This window comes from Pseudomonas frederiksbergensis (genome assembly GCF_003732275.1).
In the GTDB taxonomy this organism is placed as follows: Bacteria; Pseudomonadota; Gammaproteobacteria; order Pseudomonadales; family Pseudomonadaceae; genus Aquipseudomonas; species Aquipseudomonas frederiksbergensis_H.
Genome location: NZ_MOBM01000039.1, coordinates 529,699 through 546,355 on the forward strand (window position 1 = coordinate 529,699; position 16,657 = coordinate 546,355).

At 58.7% G+C, this 16,657-nt stretch carries 13 protein-coding genes; 6 read left to right on the forward strand and 7 right to left on the reverse strand.

All coding sequences use genetic code 11. From position 1 onward, the window contains the following. Positions 1-143: 143 nt before the first annotated feature. A complete protein-coding gene (gene cheR, locus BK662_RS28550; RefSeq protein WP_123360313.1) occupies positions 144-971 on the reverse strand; it encodes a protein-glutamate O-methyltransferase CheR in 828 nt (275 codons plus the stop codon). Positions 972-1,016: 45 nt separating this feature from the next. Beyond that, positions 1,017-1,949: a chemotaxis protein CheV gene (locus BK662_RS28555; RefSeq protein ID WP_123360314.1), complete on the reverse strand. Its 933-nt coding sequence runs from the start codon at positions 1,947-1,949 to the stop codon at positions 1,017-1,019. Positions 1,950-2,030: 81 nt separating this feature from the next. Between BK662_RS28555 and flgA the strand changes: the two genes are divergently transcribed. From flgA to BK662_RS28575, 4 genes are all read left to right on the forward strand, one after another. Further along, positions 2,031-2,792, forward strand: a complete 762-nt coding sequence (gene flgA, locus BK662_RS28560) for a flagellar basal body P-ring formation chaperone FlgA (protein ID WP_123360315.1) — start codon at positions 2,031-2,033, stop codon at positions 2,790-2,792. 166 nt (positions 2,793-2,958) lie between these two features. Beyond that, complete coding sequence (flgM, locus tag BK662_RS28565; protein WP_105346318.1) at positions 2,959-3,285, forward strand: flagellar biosynthesis anti-sigma factor FlgM; 327 nt, start codon at positions 2,959-2,961, stop codon at positions 3,283-3,285. Positions 3,286-3,332: 47 nt separating this feature from the next. Continuing rightward, complete coding sequence (locus BK662_RS28570) at positions 3,333-3,800, forward strand: flagellar protein FlgN (RefSeq protein ID WP_008071798.1); 468 nt, start codon at positions 3,333-3,335, stop codon at positions 3,798-3,800. 88 nt (positions 3,801-3,888) lie between these two features. Beyond that, complete coding sequence (locus tag BK662_RS28575; protein ID WP_123360316.1) at positions 3,889-4,635, forward strand: flagellar brake protein; 747 nt, start codon at positions 3,889-3,891, stop codon at positions 4,633-4,635. Positions 4,636-4,698: 63 nt separating this feature from the next. Here BK662_RS28575 and BK662_RS28580 read toward each other — a convergent pair whose 3' ends face one another. From BK662_RS28580 to BK662_RS28595, 4 genes are all read right to left on the reverse strand, one after another. Beyond that, entirely contained in the window at positions 4,699-6,081 is a 1,383-nt protein-coding gene (locus BK662_RS28580) for an MFS transporter (RefSeq protein WP_123360317.1), read from the reverse strand. Between the two features lie 71 nt (positions 6,082-6,152). Continuing rightward, a complete protein-coding gene (locus BK662_RS28585) occupies positions 6,153-7,394 on the reverse strand; it encodes a glutamine synthetase family protein (RefSeq protein ID WP_185047207.1) in 1,242 nt (413 codons plus the stop codon). Positions 7,395-7,593: 199 nt separating this feature from the next. Further along, positions 7,594-8,286: a sensor histidine kinase gene (locus BK662_RS28590; RefSeq protein ID WP_123360319.1), complete on the reverse strand. Its 693-nt coding sequence runs from the start codon at positions 8,284-8,286 to the stop codon at positions 7,594-7,596. Continuing rightward, on the reverse strand, positions 8,283-9,887 hold the full coding sequence (locus BK662_RS28595) for a tetratricopeptide repeat-containing response regulator (RefSeq protein ID WP_123360320.1): 1,605 nt from the start codon (positions 9,885-9,887) through the stop codon (positions 8,283-8,285). The genes BK662_RS28590 and BK662_RS28595 overlap by 4 nt, the downstream gene beginning before the upstream one ends. Before the next feature lie 382 nt (positions 9,888-10,269). Between BK662_RS28595 and BK662_RS28600 the strand changes: the two genes are divergently transcribed. Then, positions 10,270-14,400, forward strand: a complete 4,131-nt coding sequence (locus BK662_RS28600; protein WP_123360321.1) for a CheR family methyltransferase — start codon at positions 10,270-10,272, stop codon at positions 14,398-14,400. Positions 14,401-14,415: 15 nt separating this feature from the next. Here the strand turns inward: BK662_RS28600 and BK662_RS28605 are convergent, their stop codons facing one another. Next, positions 14,416-14,955 carry a hypothetical protein gene (locus BK662_RS28605; protein ID WP_123360322.1) on the reverse strand — a complete coding sequence of 180 codons (540 nt, stop codon included), beginning with the start codon at positions 14,953-14,955 and terminating at the stop codon, positions 14,416-14,418. A 732-nt stretch (positions 14,956-15,687) separates the two neighbouring features. Between BK662_RS28605 and BK662_RS35585 the strand changes: the two genes are divergently transcribed. Next, positions 15,688-16,657, forward strand: a 970-nt coding sequence (locus tag BK662_RS35585) for a VCBS domain-containing protein (RefSeq protein WP_259695963.1), incomplete at its 3' end; no start/stop codon positions are given.

The window sequence follows — 16,657 nt, forward strand, 5'->3', positions numbered from 1 at the left end:
GGCTGCGATCTTTTGATTTTGTTTTTTAAGATAAAGATCAAAAGATCGCAGCCTTCGGCAGCTCCTACGTGATGCAAGAGCGACAGGCATAAAAAAAGGGAGCCCTTTGGGACTCCCGTTTTTTTATGCCTGTCGCTCTTGCATCACTTCGCCTTGTAAATGATCCCCGGGCTGCACTGGACCATTTGATAATGATCCGGCAAACCGTTCAGCGCTTCGGACGCGCCAAGGAACAGATAACCGCCGGGCTTGAGCGTGCTGTGGATGCGCAACAGGATGTCTTTCTTCACCTCGGCGGAGAAGTAGATCAGCACGTTGCGGCAGAACACGATGTCGAACTTGCCCAGGCTCGCGTAGCTGTCCAGCAGGTTGAACGAGCGAAACTCCACCCGACTCTTGATCGGCGCCTTGATAGCCCAGCGCCCCGGCCCTTTCGGGTCGAAGTAACGCTGCAGGCGCTCGGGCGACAGACCGCGGCCGATGGCCAGGCTGTCGTACTCGCCGGTCTTGCAGTTGGTCAGCATGGTGCCGGACAGGTCCGTGGCAACGATCTGCACGCCCATCTTCAACTGACCCATATTGACCCGCTCGAACTCATCGATGGACATCGACAGCGAATACGGTTCCTGACCCGACGAACACGCCGCCGACCAGATCCGCAGGCGCTGTCCGGGGCTGGCCTTGATCGACTCAGGCAATACCTTGTTCTTCAAGACTTCAAACGGATAGGTGTCACGAAACCACAGGGTTTCGTTGGTGGTCATGGCATCCACCACCATCTCGCGCAAACCGCTGCGCGGTTGGGTCTGGATGCGCTGAACCAGTTCACCCAGCGATTTGATGCCCTGCTGTTCCATCAGTTTGCTGAGACGGCTCGAGACCAGGTATTGCTTGTTTTCACCGAGCAAAATGCCACAGGCTTTTTCCAGGAAGACCCGGAACTGTTCGAAATCCAAATTACCCGTAGACAAAGATACCGCCTCTTAAATCGTGTTGACCGCCGGGGCAGAAGGCCCCTAGCTGTTATCTGCTGCTTTGATCCGGTCGACTACCCGGGATGCCAGGTCATCAGGACGGAATTTGGCCAGGAAGTCGTCAGCACCAACCTTCTTGACCATCGCCTGATTGAACACACCCGACAACGAAGTATGCAGGATGATATGAAGCTTTTGCATGCGCGGGTCGGCGCGGATCTCAGCCGTCAGGGTGTACCCGTCCATTTCCGGCATCTCGATGTCGGAAATCATCATCAGGAACTCTTCTTCCGGCTTCTTGCCCTCGTCGACCAGTTTGCGCAGGTAATCCAGCGCTTGCCGACCGTCGTTCAACGCCACCACTTCGACGCCGACCGTTTGCAGGCAACGGGTCACCTGCTTGCGCGCCACCGATGAGTCATCGACCGTCAGCACGCGCAAGGACAATGCCTTGTGCTGAGTCTCGACATCCACCACGCCCACCGAAATCGCTTCCGGTGTCGGCGCCACTTCCGCCAGCACCTTCTCGACGTCGATGATTTCGACTAACTGGTTGTCGACCCGAGTCACAGCCGTCAGGTAGTGATCGCGCCCGGTGCCCTTGGGTGGCGGATGGATCTCCTCCCAATTCATGTTGACGATGCGCTCCACCGACCGAACCAGGAAACCCTGGGTCTTGGTGTTGTACTCCGTGATGATCACGAAGGGATTGCTTTGATCTTTCAGCGCCCCGGAACCGGTCGCCATCGCCAGATCCAGAATCGGAATGGTCGCCCCCCGAATATTTGCCACACCGCACACGACAGGACTGGACTTGGGCATCAGGGTCAGCTTGGGGCATTGCAGCACCTCGCGAACCTTGAACACGTTGATCCCATACAGCTGCTGGCCGTCGAGACGGAACAACAACAGCTCAAGGCGATTCTGCCCTACCAGTTGCGTGCGCTGGTTCACCGAATCCATTACACCAGCCATGCCCAGACTCCTACACCAACGCTAAGTGTGTTGCGACGCACATTCATCACTAAACGGCACGGCGCTTGCTTTTTAACTCTTATGAACACAGAACCGACATTTTTCCGACGCCTGACATCAACCTGCCGCAGATTACTCTGCGCGATGTCGGCCGTTTGCCTGTTCAACGCTGGCAGCCCTGCCCTTGCTGACGCAGTTACCTTGCCTGACATGCTTATCGGCGTCACACAGGGCTTTCTTGAATTCACCGTAGAAGACTATCTGGCCACGAGCCAAACACAAGGACGCTACGAGATCGAGGTCAACCAGCTCAATCCGCGCCTGCGCATGCCTATGTGCGACAAGGAATTGACAGCCACCCTCGAGAGCCCGGCGAGGCCTCTGGGACGGGTCACGGCCAAGGTTCGCTGCGAGGGCGCCTCCCCCTGGACAGTCTTCGTACCCGCTCAGGTACGGCTGTTTCGCGACATCGTGACCACCACCCGCCCCCTCAAGCGCACAGGGATTATCGAGCCTCAGGACGTGACCCTGCGAGAGCGCGATATCAGCCTGATAAATCAGGGTTTTCTGACCTCCGTGGATCAGGCGATCGGACAAAAACTTACCCGACCAATGGTCGCCGATCAGGTCATTACCCTGGTGCATCTCGAACAGGCGGAAGTCATTCGCAAGGGCGATCAGGTGGTGATTACCGCCCGCAGTGGTACGCTCAGTGTACGCATGCCGGGTGAAGCGCTGTCCAACGGCGGCATGAGCGAACAGATTCGCGTGAAAAACCTTAACTCCCAGCGGGTCATCAAGGCGCAAGTTACCGCGCCCGGCCAGGTGGAAGTGGCCATGTAGGGATCTCTGTTCGTGAAAATATGGCGCGTTGCCTGGCTGTTCCCTAAACTGTGCCGCATGCGGAAGACGCGCTGGCGCATGCAAGCTCATTGATAAATGGGCCTAAAGTTTTCCGGGGGAGAGCCGAAAACATGGCAAGCGTCCAAATACCCAGAGGTTTTTTGTCATGGTCATCGATTTCAGTCGTTTAAACAGCTCCTCGTCACTTACGGGCAGTACACGTACCAGCGCCGCGAAGGAGACCGCCGAAGCCGGCCAATCCGCGCCGCTGAATACCCCGGCCGAACAGGCCAGTACCACCAAAAGCGGGGAATCGGTACACCTCAGCAATGAGGCTCAACAGTTGCAGAAGGTCACTGACAAGCTGCGCGATCAGCCTGCCGTCGACAAAGCCCGCGTGGCCGAGTTAAAAGCAGCGATTGCCGATGGCAGCTATAAAGTCGACAGCAACCGTGTAGCCAGCAAACTGCTCAACTTCGAAGCCCAGCGCTAGGCCACGGCCCGCGCCGGCTTTTGGACGCTTAAAACCCAAGGCCAGCCATGCACGATACTAATTTACTGCAACTGATCATCGACGACTTTGCCCCGGCGCAACACCTGCTGGAGCTGCTGCAAACCGAGTCCCTCGCGCTGCACGGTCGCGACATGCCACTGCTCGAAGAGATTCTGGCGCAGAAACAGGCATTGATCATTTTGCTTGAGCAGCATGGCCGCAAGCGCAGTGAAATCCTCGCCAGCCTCAACCTGCCGACCAATCGCCAAGGCCTGGAGCAACTTGCCAGCCATTCGAGCATTGGCGATCAGTTGCTGGCACAGAGCGACGTGTTGACCGACCTCCTGGCCCAGTGCCAAGCCGCCAACGTCAACAATGGCCAGTCGATTCTGGTGCAGCAGGCCGCCACGGCCAACCAGCTGAAAATCCTCACCGGCGGCGAGCCGCCAGCGCTCTACGATGCCCGCGGTTCAACCTCCAAACTCGCAAAACCACGCCCGCTCAGTCAGGCTTGAGCCTTTCAATGAGCACGCTCTATCAAGACGCGAAACATGCTGGCAGAATGCTGGCTAGTAGTCATATTTGTCTGGAGATTGATACCCCGTGTTCAATGCCTTAAGCGCGGAAGATGCTCCGCAGCCACCCAAGGTGCTCACCACGCCCCTGGAAATCTCCGGCAATCTGCGTCAGCTGCAAGACAGTCATGACCCGCTGATCATCACGTTCCATGAGCGCAGCCAGCGCTTCCAGAGCTATCTGGTGGACATCGACCGTGACAGCAACATGATCGCCCTGGACGAAATGATCCCGCGCGACGGCGAACGCTTTCTGCTGGCTGGCGAACCGTTCAAGGTCGAAGGCTTTCACGACGGTGTACGCATCGCCTGGGAAAGCAATGGCCCGCTGACCATCGACGAATCCGGCGATGGCCGCTGCTACCGTGGCGCGCTGCCCGATGAGGTGGTTTACCACCAGCGCCGCAATGCTTTCCGCGCCGCGTTGAAGCTGGCGCAACTGGTCAATGTCGATCTGGGGGGCGACAAACTCAAGTCGCCTATCAGCGGCAAACTGCTGGACATCTCAGCCACCGGCTGCAAGTTGCGTTTCGAGGGCGACATCACCGCCAGCCTGCAACTGGGCCAAGTCTATGACCGTTTCGTCGCTGCCCTGCCCTTCGGCAGCATGACGGCACCGGTCGAGCTGCGTTACCTGCACTTCGAAGAAAAGATCAACACCACCTTTGCCGGCGTGCGTTTTCACAACATGAGCGGCCTGGTGCAGCGGCAGGTCGAGCGGTTCGTCTATCAGCTTCAGCGCGAAGCGCGACGCTTCGATAAAGACGACTTCTGATACGCCTCTCCCATAAAAAACGGGCAGTCCCTTGCGGTGACTGCCCGTTTTTTTATGCCTTGATCAAGGCCTCGCTTCGGTAAAGCTTTGCTCGCGACCCGAGTCTGGGTTTTCGGGTTCCGGATCGGTTTCAGGTGCTGATTCGGGCTCGGCTTGCGGATTGAAATCAGCCTCCGGGGTGACCGGGTTCTGCATCTGGTCCTGCACTACCTGCTCATCGACTCGCGGGTCAAGGCAAGCGACCAGTGGCGAACTCGACATGCTGTCCGGCATGGCCACGTGATGCAGCGGAGCATCGTCCACCTGATGCAGGTTGGTGACCGCTTTCGGGCGAATTCGCCACACCAGCACCAAGGCGAAAAAGCTGAAGAAGGCATAGAGCATCTGGCTGCCGAACAGCTTCATCAACACCCCGGCCACCAGCGGCCCGATACTCGCGCCGACACCGTAGGTCACCAACAGCATCGCCGTCAGCGACACCCGGCGGTCACCCTCGACGTGGTCGTTGGAGAACGCCACCGCCAACGGGTACAGGCAGAACTGCACCAACGAGCAGAGGAACCCGGCGATGAACAACACCTCCAGCGGCACTTGCCGCATGATCGCCAGGGGCAATGCAGCCAGCGCCAGGCTAAACGCGAAACAGCGGATCAACAGCGCCCGGTCATAGCGGTCCGACAGCCAACCCAACGGCCACTGCACCACCAGGCCTGCAAAAATGCAGCTACCCATGAACAGACCGACCTGTTCGGTCGACAACCCTTGCTGCGAGGCATACAGCGGCGCCAGACCGTAGAACGAACCGACGATCAAACCCGACCCCAACACCGTACTCAGTGACTGCGGCACGCGCTTGATGAAGAACCGTGGTTCCATCGGCGCCGGGTGCAAAGGCGCCGGGTGAATCCGCCGCGTCAGGGCTACCGGCACAAGGCACAGGGCGAAACACAGAGCGACCAGCATCAGCAACTCCAGGCCCAGGCCCGGGTGCATGACCAGAATCAGCTGACCCAGCACCAGCCCCAGGTACGAGGCGATCATGTAGCCGCTGAATACCACGCCACGCTGCTTGGCTTCTGCCTGCTCATTGAGCCAGCTTTCGATCACCATGTACTGGCACATCATGCCCAGGCCGACGATCACCCGCAGGAACAGCCACGCGGGCAGCCAATCCACCAGGCCATGGCCCAGCACTGCCGCGCCGACAATCCCGGCGCAGGCTGAATAGGCTCGAATGTGCCCGACCCGGGCAATCAGCCGGTGGCCGATCTTGCCGCCCAGCACCAGGCCGAAATAGTTGGCGGCCATCAACGCACCGACCCACAGGCTGTCGACTTTATCGGCCGCCAGGCGCAGGGCAAGGTAAGTACTCAACAGGCCCGAGCCGATCAACATCATCAGCGAGGCGAAATAAAGCCCCCGAAAAGATTTCAAGATTTGGCGCATCGGCGTTCCGAGCGGCTCCTTGCAGTGAATATCGGACTATCGACAAACGATAGCCCGACGGCGACGGGTCGTCAGGCCTGGGCTGCTAGAACACGCCGTTCCCAGGGAGTAATTTCATCAAAGAAGCTGGTCAACTCCATGGTCTTCGAAGCGATGTAGCCTTCGATGAACTCCTTGCCGAACAGTTCCTTCGCCAATTGGCTACGTTTCAGACGTTCGAGAGCGGCATGCAAGGTACACGGCAACGAAAGATTATCCGGCACAACGAACTCACCCTGGATCGGCTCGCTCGGCTCCAGTTTGTTCTCGATACCGTACAACCCCGCGGCCAGGCTCGCGGCGATCGCCAGATACGGATTGGCATCGGCCCCCGGCAAGCGGTTTTCGACCCGACGAGCGACCGGTGAACTGGCCGGAATGCGCAGTCCGGCCGCGCGATTGTCGTGGGACCAGCAAGCATTATTCGGCGATGCGAAAGGATGGCACAGGCGCTGATAGGAGTTCACGTTCGGCGCAAACAACGCGGTGAAATCCGCCAGGCCGGCCTGCTGGCCGCCGATGAAATGACGGAAGGTCGCCGTCGGCTCGCCGGCCTTGTCGCTGAACACGTTACGCCCGGAGCCGATCTCGACGATGCTCTGGTGGATATGCATCGAACTGCCCGGCGTGTGAGCCAACGGCTTGGCCATGCAAACCACGGTCAGGCCATGCTTGAGCGCCACTTCCTTGAGCAGATGCTTGAACAACAAGGTCTGGTCGGCCAACAGTAGCGGATCGCCGTGCAGCAGGTTGATCTCGAACTGGCTGACGCCCATCTCGTGCATGAAGGTATCGCGCGGCAAGCTCAGCGCCGCCATGCATTCATAGACTTCATTGAAGAACGGCCGCAAGCCGTTGTTGGAACTGACGCTGAACGCCGAATGACCGTCCTCACGACGACCGTCCAGGCCCAGTGGTGGCTGGAAGGGTTGCGTCGGGTCAGGGTTGGGCGCGAAGACGAAGAACTCCAGCTCGGTCGCCACCACTGGCGCCAGGCCAAGAGCGGCGTATCGAGCGATCACGGCCTTGAGTTGGCCGCGGGTCGACAATGGCGAGCTCTCGCCAGTCAGCTCGTCCGCATCGCAAATGGCCAACGCCCGAGGCTGCGAACTCCAGGGCAGGCGGTGGATCTGCGCGGAATCAGGCACCAGCGCCAGGTCGCCATCATCACTGCCGTAAAAGCGCGCCGGCGGATAACCGCCCATGATGCATTGCAGCAGCACTCCCCGCGCCATCTGCAAACGCCGCCCTTCGAGGAAACCTTCGGCGGTCATCACCTTGCCGCGTGGTACGCCGTTCAGGTCCGGCGTGACACATTCAATCTCATCAATGCCCGTCAATCGCTGCGCGAGTGAACGATGGCCATCGGTTGTCATGACGCAATCCTTGTTGTTGTACGAGCCGCGAACGGCGACTCGTACAAAATAGGCTCCGGCTGTTCGGAATATCAAGCAGCGTCAAACAAAAAGGTATTCAGGGAAGGTAAAGACTGAACACACCGCCACCCAATGGGCCGCCATTGCTGATTTCGGTGCGTCCGCCCACACCATTACGCTGATGCAACGCGGCAATCCGCCCGGCAAAGTACAGGCCCAGGCCGGTGCTGCCACTGCTGTGGTTGATGCCCTGCACATAATCAGCCTGACGCTCGATCATCTCGGCTGGATAACCTTCGCCATCGTCATTGATGGTCAGCACCAGTTGCCCGGCCTCATCGCTGACGCTGATCAACAAGGCATGGCGGGCGTAACGAATGGCATTATTGATGCTGTTGGCAAGCACCGAGGCAATCAGCTCACGGTCGAAGAAACCCAGCGGGCTCAACGGGTCCACTTCATACGTCGCGATGATGCCGCGGCTAGCGAACACTTCTTGGTGAGCCGCCAGTTGCGCCTCAATGAAATCATCCAGCTCATGGTAGGCCGGCTGCAACGGCATCTGGTTGACGCCGAGTTTGTACAGCCCCAGCAACTGCACCAGCATGCCGTTAAGGTGGGCGAACTCGAAGTCGATCACGCCCTGCTCCGGGGTGTGCTGCTCGGCATCGGGCAAGCGTGCCAGCCATTGGCTGTGCGCCTGCATCAGCATGGCCAGAGAGTTCTTCATGTCATGCACGGTGGAGGCAATCACCGTGGAGAAGTCGAGTGAAGGTTCGCTGTCGATCATTCGCCGAACGCCTTGATTTTCAGTTTCTGGTAGCGCGGATAACGCGCGTCGGTATCGGGCATCAGGCCGACGGTTTTCAGGCAGGCGCGGCATTCTTCCAGTTCGGCCGACGGCACGCTGGTGTCGGTGCCATGCAGCAACGACTGCGCCATGTTCAGGGCAATACTGATGTTCTTCGGCTGCAATGCCAGGGCTTTGCGGAATACATCCCGGGCTTCCACCAGGTTGCCGGTCTTGTACACCCGCACGCCCTGACGGTTGAGGTCGGCGGCCGCGTTGCCGGAGTTGAGGATGGTCGGGTCGTCGGTCAGCTTGGCGATGCCTTTCATCACGGTCGGATCGTCGCCGTAGATCTCCGCACAGTTTTTCAGCATCGAAGCGCCAGCACTCGCCTGCCCGAGCATTTGCAGCTGCTTGGCCACCAACAGCGCCGCTTCGGCGCTCATGAACTGCTCCATGCCATCGAGGCGCATCATCGCCTGCTCGGTGAGCTTCTCGGCGGTTTCGGCATCGTTGAGCAGCAGGCTGGTGGCTTTCATCAGGCGCGCACGAATCTGCAAGCCGGGGTCGGAAGGGTTCTCCTTCGCCACCGCACTCAGCGTTGTGTTGATTTCAAGACGGGTCCGGGTGTCCAGCCCCTTTTCACTGCCTTTGCTGATCAAGGCATGGGCCAGGCCGAGGTTGCTTTCCGCATCCTTGAAACGTGACTGCGCCCCTTGGGCCACGGCCTGGCGATAAGCTTTGGAGGCCGTGTCGAAATCCTCGTTGGTCATCGCCAGCTTGCCCAGCAACGCTTGCCGGCGCACCGCCAGCGGCGACAGGCGAATAGCCTCTTCCAAGACTCGCTGCGCCCCCTTGGTGTCCCCTTCGGCGACCAGCACATCGGCCATGCCGTCGTAGAGGGCCGGCATCATCGGGAAGACTTTCAGGGCTTTTTCGTAAATGCCTTTAGCCTGGCTGACCTGGCCGCGTTTGAACAGCAACTGGCCCAACCCGGCAAACGCCCATGGCAAAGGCCGATCAGCAATGATGCTGTCGTACAGGCGCTCCAGCGCTTCGTTCTGGTTCAAGTCGCGCAACGCATCGGCGCGGTAACGCAGGCATAGCGGCGAATAACGAATGTCTTGTTTGCACAGGGCGATGCAGGCATTGAGCACTTCAACCGGCTTACCCCGGTCAAGGGCTTGCAGGATCGGTTTGAGCAAGGTCTTGCGCTGCTCCAGTCGCTCCAGGCGCTGGGCCAGGCCGGAACGGTTGAACGGCTTGGTCAGGTAAGCATCAGGCTCGTGCTCCAGTGCGCTGAGCACCATGGCCTGGCTGGTTTCGGCGGTGACCATGACAAACACACTTTCATGGCTGATCAGCTTCTCGATCATCAGGTCTTCAAGCACCTGCTGACCGTTCTTCTTGCCATCGCCCAGGTGGAAGTCCTGCAAGATGAAGTCGTAGGATTTTTGCGAGCACATGCGCAACGCCTGTTCACCGGTATCGGCGGTGTCGACGTCCTTGACACCCAGTTCCCGCAGCATGGACCTGACGGAGCTGCGGAAATCCGAGAAATCATCGACGATCAAAAAGCTTTTTTGGTGATACGACAGCATCGAAGATTTCCAGGCAATTTAAGAAGAACAACCCAAAGGCAACCACACGGGCGAGCTCGGCTTCGCGGCCCTTTTTGGCGCGCAGATAATAGCGGGAGGCCATAGGCTATCAAGCAATTTCGCATAAACCCGTGATGACAATTGCCGGCCGCCAGAAGTAAAAATGACAACGACTGTTCGGGTTATCGGCCAGTAGTCGCATTCCCTTGAAGCGGCGGGAGTGCAATTGCGCATTTGCTTGTCAAAACCTTATATAGGCCCATAAATGCGCGCTAAATAATTGAAGGTGTTATTGAAAAACGGGATTATCCTGTTTTATGACCCGCGCTTTTTATACCCGTCTGCACGAAGCGTTTTACATCGCCAGCAAAGGCAGAAAGAAATGATCACCACCCCCAGGCCCCCGGCCACGGCTCCCGAGCGACAGGCCTTGAGTCCCAGTACCCTGGACTTTCCGGTGGTGGGCATCGGCGCGTCGGCGGGTGGGCTCCAAGCCATTAAGTTGTTCTTCGAGAACATGCCTCACGACAACGGCATGGCATTTGTGATCATTCTTCATCTGTCGCCCGACCACCAAAGCATCGCTGACAAGATCATCCAGGAATCGACCCGGATGCCGGTCCTGCAGGTCACCGAAACCGTGCCGATCGAGAAAAACCGGGTGTACGTCATCTCACCGGCGCAGCGGCTGACGATGAATGACAACAACCTTGAAGTCGGTGAAAACGATCCACAACTAGGACGCCACGCCTCAATCGATCTGTTCTTCCGCGATCTGGCACAAGTACACCGCGAACGCGCCTTCTGCCTAGTGCTCTCGGGCACCGGCTCCGATGGCGCGGTCGGCTTGTCGCGCATCAAGGAACAGGGCGGTATCACCCTGGCCCAAGTGCCGGAAGACGCCGAGTTCGACGGTATGCCACGAGCGGCCATCGAAACCGGCATGGTCGATCTGGTGTTGCCCGTGGTGGAAATGCCGCAAAAGCTGCTGGACCTGTGGCACAACTCCCGGGAAATCACCTTGCCCGCCGCCAACGATCCGGAACTTCAATCCTTCGCTTCGGTGTCCGAACGCGACGCAGCGCTCGCCGAACAAATGCTGCACGACATCCTGATCCAGTTGCGCACCGGCACCGGCCATGACTTCAAGCACTATAAACGCGCGACGGTATTGCGCCGGATCGAGCGCCGGATGCAGGTCACTGGCCAGCCAGACCTGGGGGCTTATTACCACTACCTGCAAAGCAACCCCGAAGAAACCAAAGCGCTGCTCGGGGACATGCTGATCGGCGTGACCAACTTCTTCCGTGATCGCGAAGCCTTCGAAGCGCTGGAGCGCGATGTCATACCGCAACTGGTCAGCGCCGCGGTGACGGCGCAGCCTGAGAAAGAAGAACTACGAGTGTGGTCGGCGGGTTGTTCCACCGGCGAAGAAGCCTATAGCCTGGCGATGCTGGTCTACGATCAGCTGCAACAGGAAGCCAGCCAGGCCTCGCTGCAAATTTTCGCCACCGACATCGACGAACGCGCCATCAGTTTCGGCCGGGCCGGTGTGTATTCGGAAGCTATCGTCACGGATGTGCCGCCTACTCGGCTGCGCAACTATTTCGTCAAGGACGATGATCACTACCGGATTCGCAAGGAAATCCGCGAGAAGGTGTTGTTCGCCAAACACAGCCTGCTGTCCGACCCGCCCTTTTCGCAAATCGACCTGATCGTTTGCCGCAACTTGTTGATCTATCTGGATCGCGAAGTACAACGCGAAATCCTTCAGATGTTCCACTTTGCATTGCGGCCCGGCGGCTTCCTGTTCCTGGGGTCTTCCGAAAGCGCCGAAGCTTGTCATGAGCTATTCACGCCAGTGGACAAACGCAACCGGATCTTCCGCGCCAAGACCGGCACCGCCAATAGCCGACGCACGCCCACCGTGCCGCGTGGTGGTTATGTGCGCACCAACGTTTCCCCGCAGGCACCGCAAAACGCCGTGCAGCGCAAACTGTCCTTCGCCGATATCCACCAGCGCGCCCTCGAACGCTCCGGCCCGCCGAGCATGATCGTCGATGCCAACGCCGATATCTTGCACATGAGCGAAAGTGCCGGGCGTTTCCTGCGGCATGTGGGCGGTGAACTGTCACGCAACCTGCTGACACTGATCCTTCCGGAATTGCGCCTGGAAATCCGCACCACGCTGTTCCAGGCCCAGCAGAGCGGCATGGCCGTCAAATCCCGCGAGGTGCCGCTCAAGCGCGAAGACCGTTGCAAGGTCAGTCTTGAAGTGCAGCCCTACAAGGACGAAGAGTCGGACGGCGAGTTCGTCCTGGTGATTTTCGAGGAAGTCGAAGTCGATCCTTCGCAGACGGCCACGACCCTGCTGCAAACCGAGAGCCAGGTACTGTCCAACCTGGAGCGTGAACTGCAGCGCACCAAGCTGCACTTGCAAGACACCATTGAACAATCGGAAATCTCCAGTGAAGAACTGAAAGCTTCCAACGAAGAAATGCAGGCGATCAACGAAGAACTGCGCTCGGCCACCGAAGAGCTGGAAACCAGCAAGGAAGAGTTGCAATCGATCAACGAAGAGTTGCTGACGGTCAACTACGAGCTGAAAACCAAAGTTGAAGAAACCGACAAGATCAACGACTACCTGACCAACCTGATCGCCTCCACCGACATTGCCACGGTCTTTGTCGACCGCAGCATGCGGATCAAGTGGTTTACCCCGCGCGCCACCGATATCTTCAGCATGTTGCCGATGGATACCGGCCGCTCCCTGCTCGACATCACGCATCGCCTGGACTACGACGACCTGGCGGGTGACGCCGCACAGGTATTCGAATCATTGAACATGATCGAACGCGAAGTCAGCAGCACCGACAAGCGCTGGTACATCGCCCGCCTGCTGCCCTACCGCTCCAGCGAAGACCATATCGACGGCACCGTGCTGACCTTCATCGACATCACCAAACGCCGCGCGGCCGAAGAAGAACTGCGCCTGGGCGAAGAACGCATGCGTCTGGTAGCCGAAAGTACCCGCGACTACGCGATCATCACCCTCGATGAACAGGGCATCATCACCAGCTGGAACAAAGGCGCCGAACTGATTTTCGGCTACAGCAAGGGCGAAGCCGAAGGCGCTTACTACGACTTCATTTTCTCCGCCGAGGACCGCGCCTCCGGCGTGCCCGAAACCGAGCTGCAGGGGGCACGCACCCATGGCCGTTCCGAAGATGAACGCTGGCACTTGCGCAAGGACGGCAGCCGCTTCTATTGCAGCGGCGAAGTGACCCTGCTCAGCGGTGACCACCTGCGAGGCTACGTGAAAATCGCCCGGGACCTGACCGGTCACAAGCGCCAGCATGAAGAACAGAGCCAACAACTGGCCGAGACGCTGAACACCAATTACCTCAAGGATGAGTTCTTCGCGGTCATGTCCCACGAACTCAAGCACCCGTTGAACCTGATCCAGCTCAATGCCGAACTGCTGAAGCGTTTGCCGGTGACCAAGTCGGTCGCGCCGGCCGCCAAAGCGGTCAGCACCATTTGCGATGCCGTCAGCAGCCAGGCACGGATCATCGACGACCTGCTGGACGTTGCCCGTGTGCGTACCGGCAAGCTCAAGTTGAAACCGATCGCCGTGGATCTGGCCAGTGTGCTGCGCGATATTCACGACGTCGTTCTCAATGATCGGCACAGCACCACCGTTGAGTTACAAGTTCCATCGGAGCCGTTGAGGGTCCACGCCGATCCGACGCGCCTGGAGCAGATCATCTGGAACCTGGTGAACAACGCACTGAAATTCACCCCGCCCAACGGCCGCGTGCAATTGATCGCGAGCAAGGCCGGGAACATGGCGCGGCTGGACGTCAAAGACAACGGCACAGGCATTGCGGCCGAGGACCTTGAACACGTATTCGACCTGTTTGGCCAAGCTGAAACACAGCACACCAACCATCAGCGCGAGGGGCTGGGCATCGGCTTGTCACTGGTCCGCCAATTGACCGAGGCACAGCGGGGTACGGTTGAGGTGAGTTCACCGGGCATCGGGGCCGGCTGTACCTTCAGCGTCTACTTGCCGCTGGCCAACGCCGAAGGTGAGGCTCAAGCCGCGGCCCCGATCGACGAGGCGTCAGGAAGATTGAGCGGCTTGACGATCCTGCTGGTCGACGACTCTGCCGAGGTGCTGGAAACCTTGAAAATGCTGCTGGAAATGGAAGATGCCGAAGTCATTGCCTTCGATCGTCCGGTGGCCGCTCTGGACGCGGCGAAGAGCACCCGTTTCGACCTGATTATTTCGGATTTGGGCATGCCGGTCATGAACGGCCATGAGCTGATGAATGCACTGCGTCAGTTGCCGCTCGCCAAGGACGTGCCGGCCATTGCCCTGACCGGCTATGGTTCCAGCAGCGACATTAAAAAGGCCCGTCAATCGGGCTTTAACCAGCACATTGGAAAACCGGTTTCCTACGATGACCTGATCGCAACCATCGAGACCCTGCGCCAGCCCCAGACCTGAGGGGCCGGCAATGGCTCAGCGTAAATAGGTGCGTTGCACACAGACGCGCCGGTCAATTGCCTGTCTCAGACGCTCTTTGTGGTCTGCCCAGACCTTGGGATCGACTTTGGGCGCTCGCATGAGGTTCAACATCGCCGCTTTGGCGGCCAGGTATTCCGACCATGCGTCTTCGCAGCTGAGCTTGAAACGCTCATGTTCGCTCATTTCCATACGCCGCAGCGCCAGTACCGACACATCGGTGATGACCGGACCTAGCGTCAACTGCACCCGATGCGGTGCGATGAACCCCTGCGATTCCGCCACAATATCTCTCGCGCGCTGAGTGCCCCACTTCAACGCCGCGCAGTAAGGCTCATCGCGCCCCCTGTCGTGAAACTCCTCACACAGCATCACCCCATGACCATCGTAAATACCGATGAACACCTGGGTGACACCCTCATGACTCACCCGCGCCCGCACTTCCACCTGTACTCCGTCGTTGAGCACTTCTTCATAGGTGTGGAGAGGTAACCGGTTATCGGTCCATAACCAGAACTGCGCGCCTCTGTGTCGCATTGCCGGGCTCCTTGTGGAGTGAGCAGTAAGGCACAGTAATGACAGACTTTCCATGTAGGTCGTCGGCTGGTTCGGGCGTAAAAAAACCGCCAAGGCAGAGGCTCTGGAGGGCGTTTTTAACAACTGGATGTTGAGATTTGATGGAGCCCAAGGGCCGGTGCTCCTCAGCCAGACCATGCCCCCTTTGGGTTTCAGCTCATTCGAGCAGGCCAATATTGAGTGCCTCTGGCACCCTTCGCCAAAAACAAATCGACATTATATTGACACCGAAATACCCGCCTGTCGGAATATTGGCACGTCGCACTGTTAGCTGCGGTTAACACCTTTACAAAGCCTGACCCCACAACTAAACACACATCAAACTGATATCAGGAAAGGCCGTATCCCTGAGTCGGTGCTACCTCAAAACACGGCCTCATCCAGCCATTATTTCAGGAGTCCCTGCCACATGGGTGCTCTCAGTCTATTGCGTGCCATGTGCAGCGCAGCCCCAGCCTCGGGCTCACATTCGCCCGACCTGTCCTGCGATCCGCTCCTCAAGCGCGGCGAATTTTTCCACCCCCGCAATACCCGCACGCCTCTGCCGGCAGCGCCCGGCCCGTCAGGCCGACGATGTCCGGCGGCCGCCTCGCACCACTCTTGAACTACCTGAGCGGTGCAAGAACCGGACTTCGTCCTGTTAGCAGTCCCTAGCGATTCTAAATAAAAAAATGGCATTTTCGGGAGAAAGACATGGCTACCACCACAACGACCAGCGGCGGCACCGTTACTTCGTTTTCCAACACTCCGCAGGCGCAGGACGACATTTTCACTACCGGTGTTATTGGCACGGGCGCCACGGCCATCACTGAAGACCTGCTGGGGGTCGTGTACCTGGACGTCATGTCCAATGACCTTGGCGGCAACGCAAAGACACTGTGGTCACTCGATAACGCGACCAGTCTTTCTACTGCCACCAAGATTTATGCGCCGGCCGATCTCCTGATCCAGGACACGGGCAGAATTGAGGCGACAAGTACTGACACCAGTTTCAATGGGGCAAAGATCTGGATTACCTCGGATGGCAAGGTCGGCTACGACGCCGCTACGTTGTCGACTGCTTTCAAGGCACAACTCCAGTCGCTTGCTGCCGGAGGGTCCCTGACAGACAGCTTTACCTATGCGATTCGTCTCGGCAACGGCACGCTCAGTTGGGCCACTGCGCAGGTGCAGTTCGCTGGCATGAATGACAGTGTGACGATGAACATCGGCGTTCAGGCTGGCACAGTAACCGAAGATGCGACCACGACGCCGAGCCCGACCGACTCGCTGAGCACGTCGGGCACTATTGCCTTTAGCGATGTGGATCTGAGTGACACGCATACCGCCTCTTTCGTTGCTGCGGGAGGCAATGCCACGGCGCTGGGCAACTTTACCCTTGCATCGGTAACTGAAGCGGCCAACGCAGCCAACGGCACCGTTAACTGGACTTACACCCTGAATAATGCGGCAGCCCAATACCTGGCTCAGGGGCAGACAGTTACTGAAACCTATGTGGTCACCATCAATGATGGGCATGGCTCGTCGACCACGCAGAATGTGACTATCTCCATCACCGGCACCAACGACCAGGTGCAGATCACCAGCGGCGTGCAAGCCGGCGATGCCAAGGAAGACAGCGGCGACTACGCAGCCAGCGGCAGCATCGCCTTCACCGACGCCG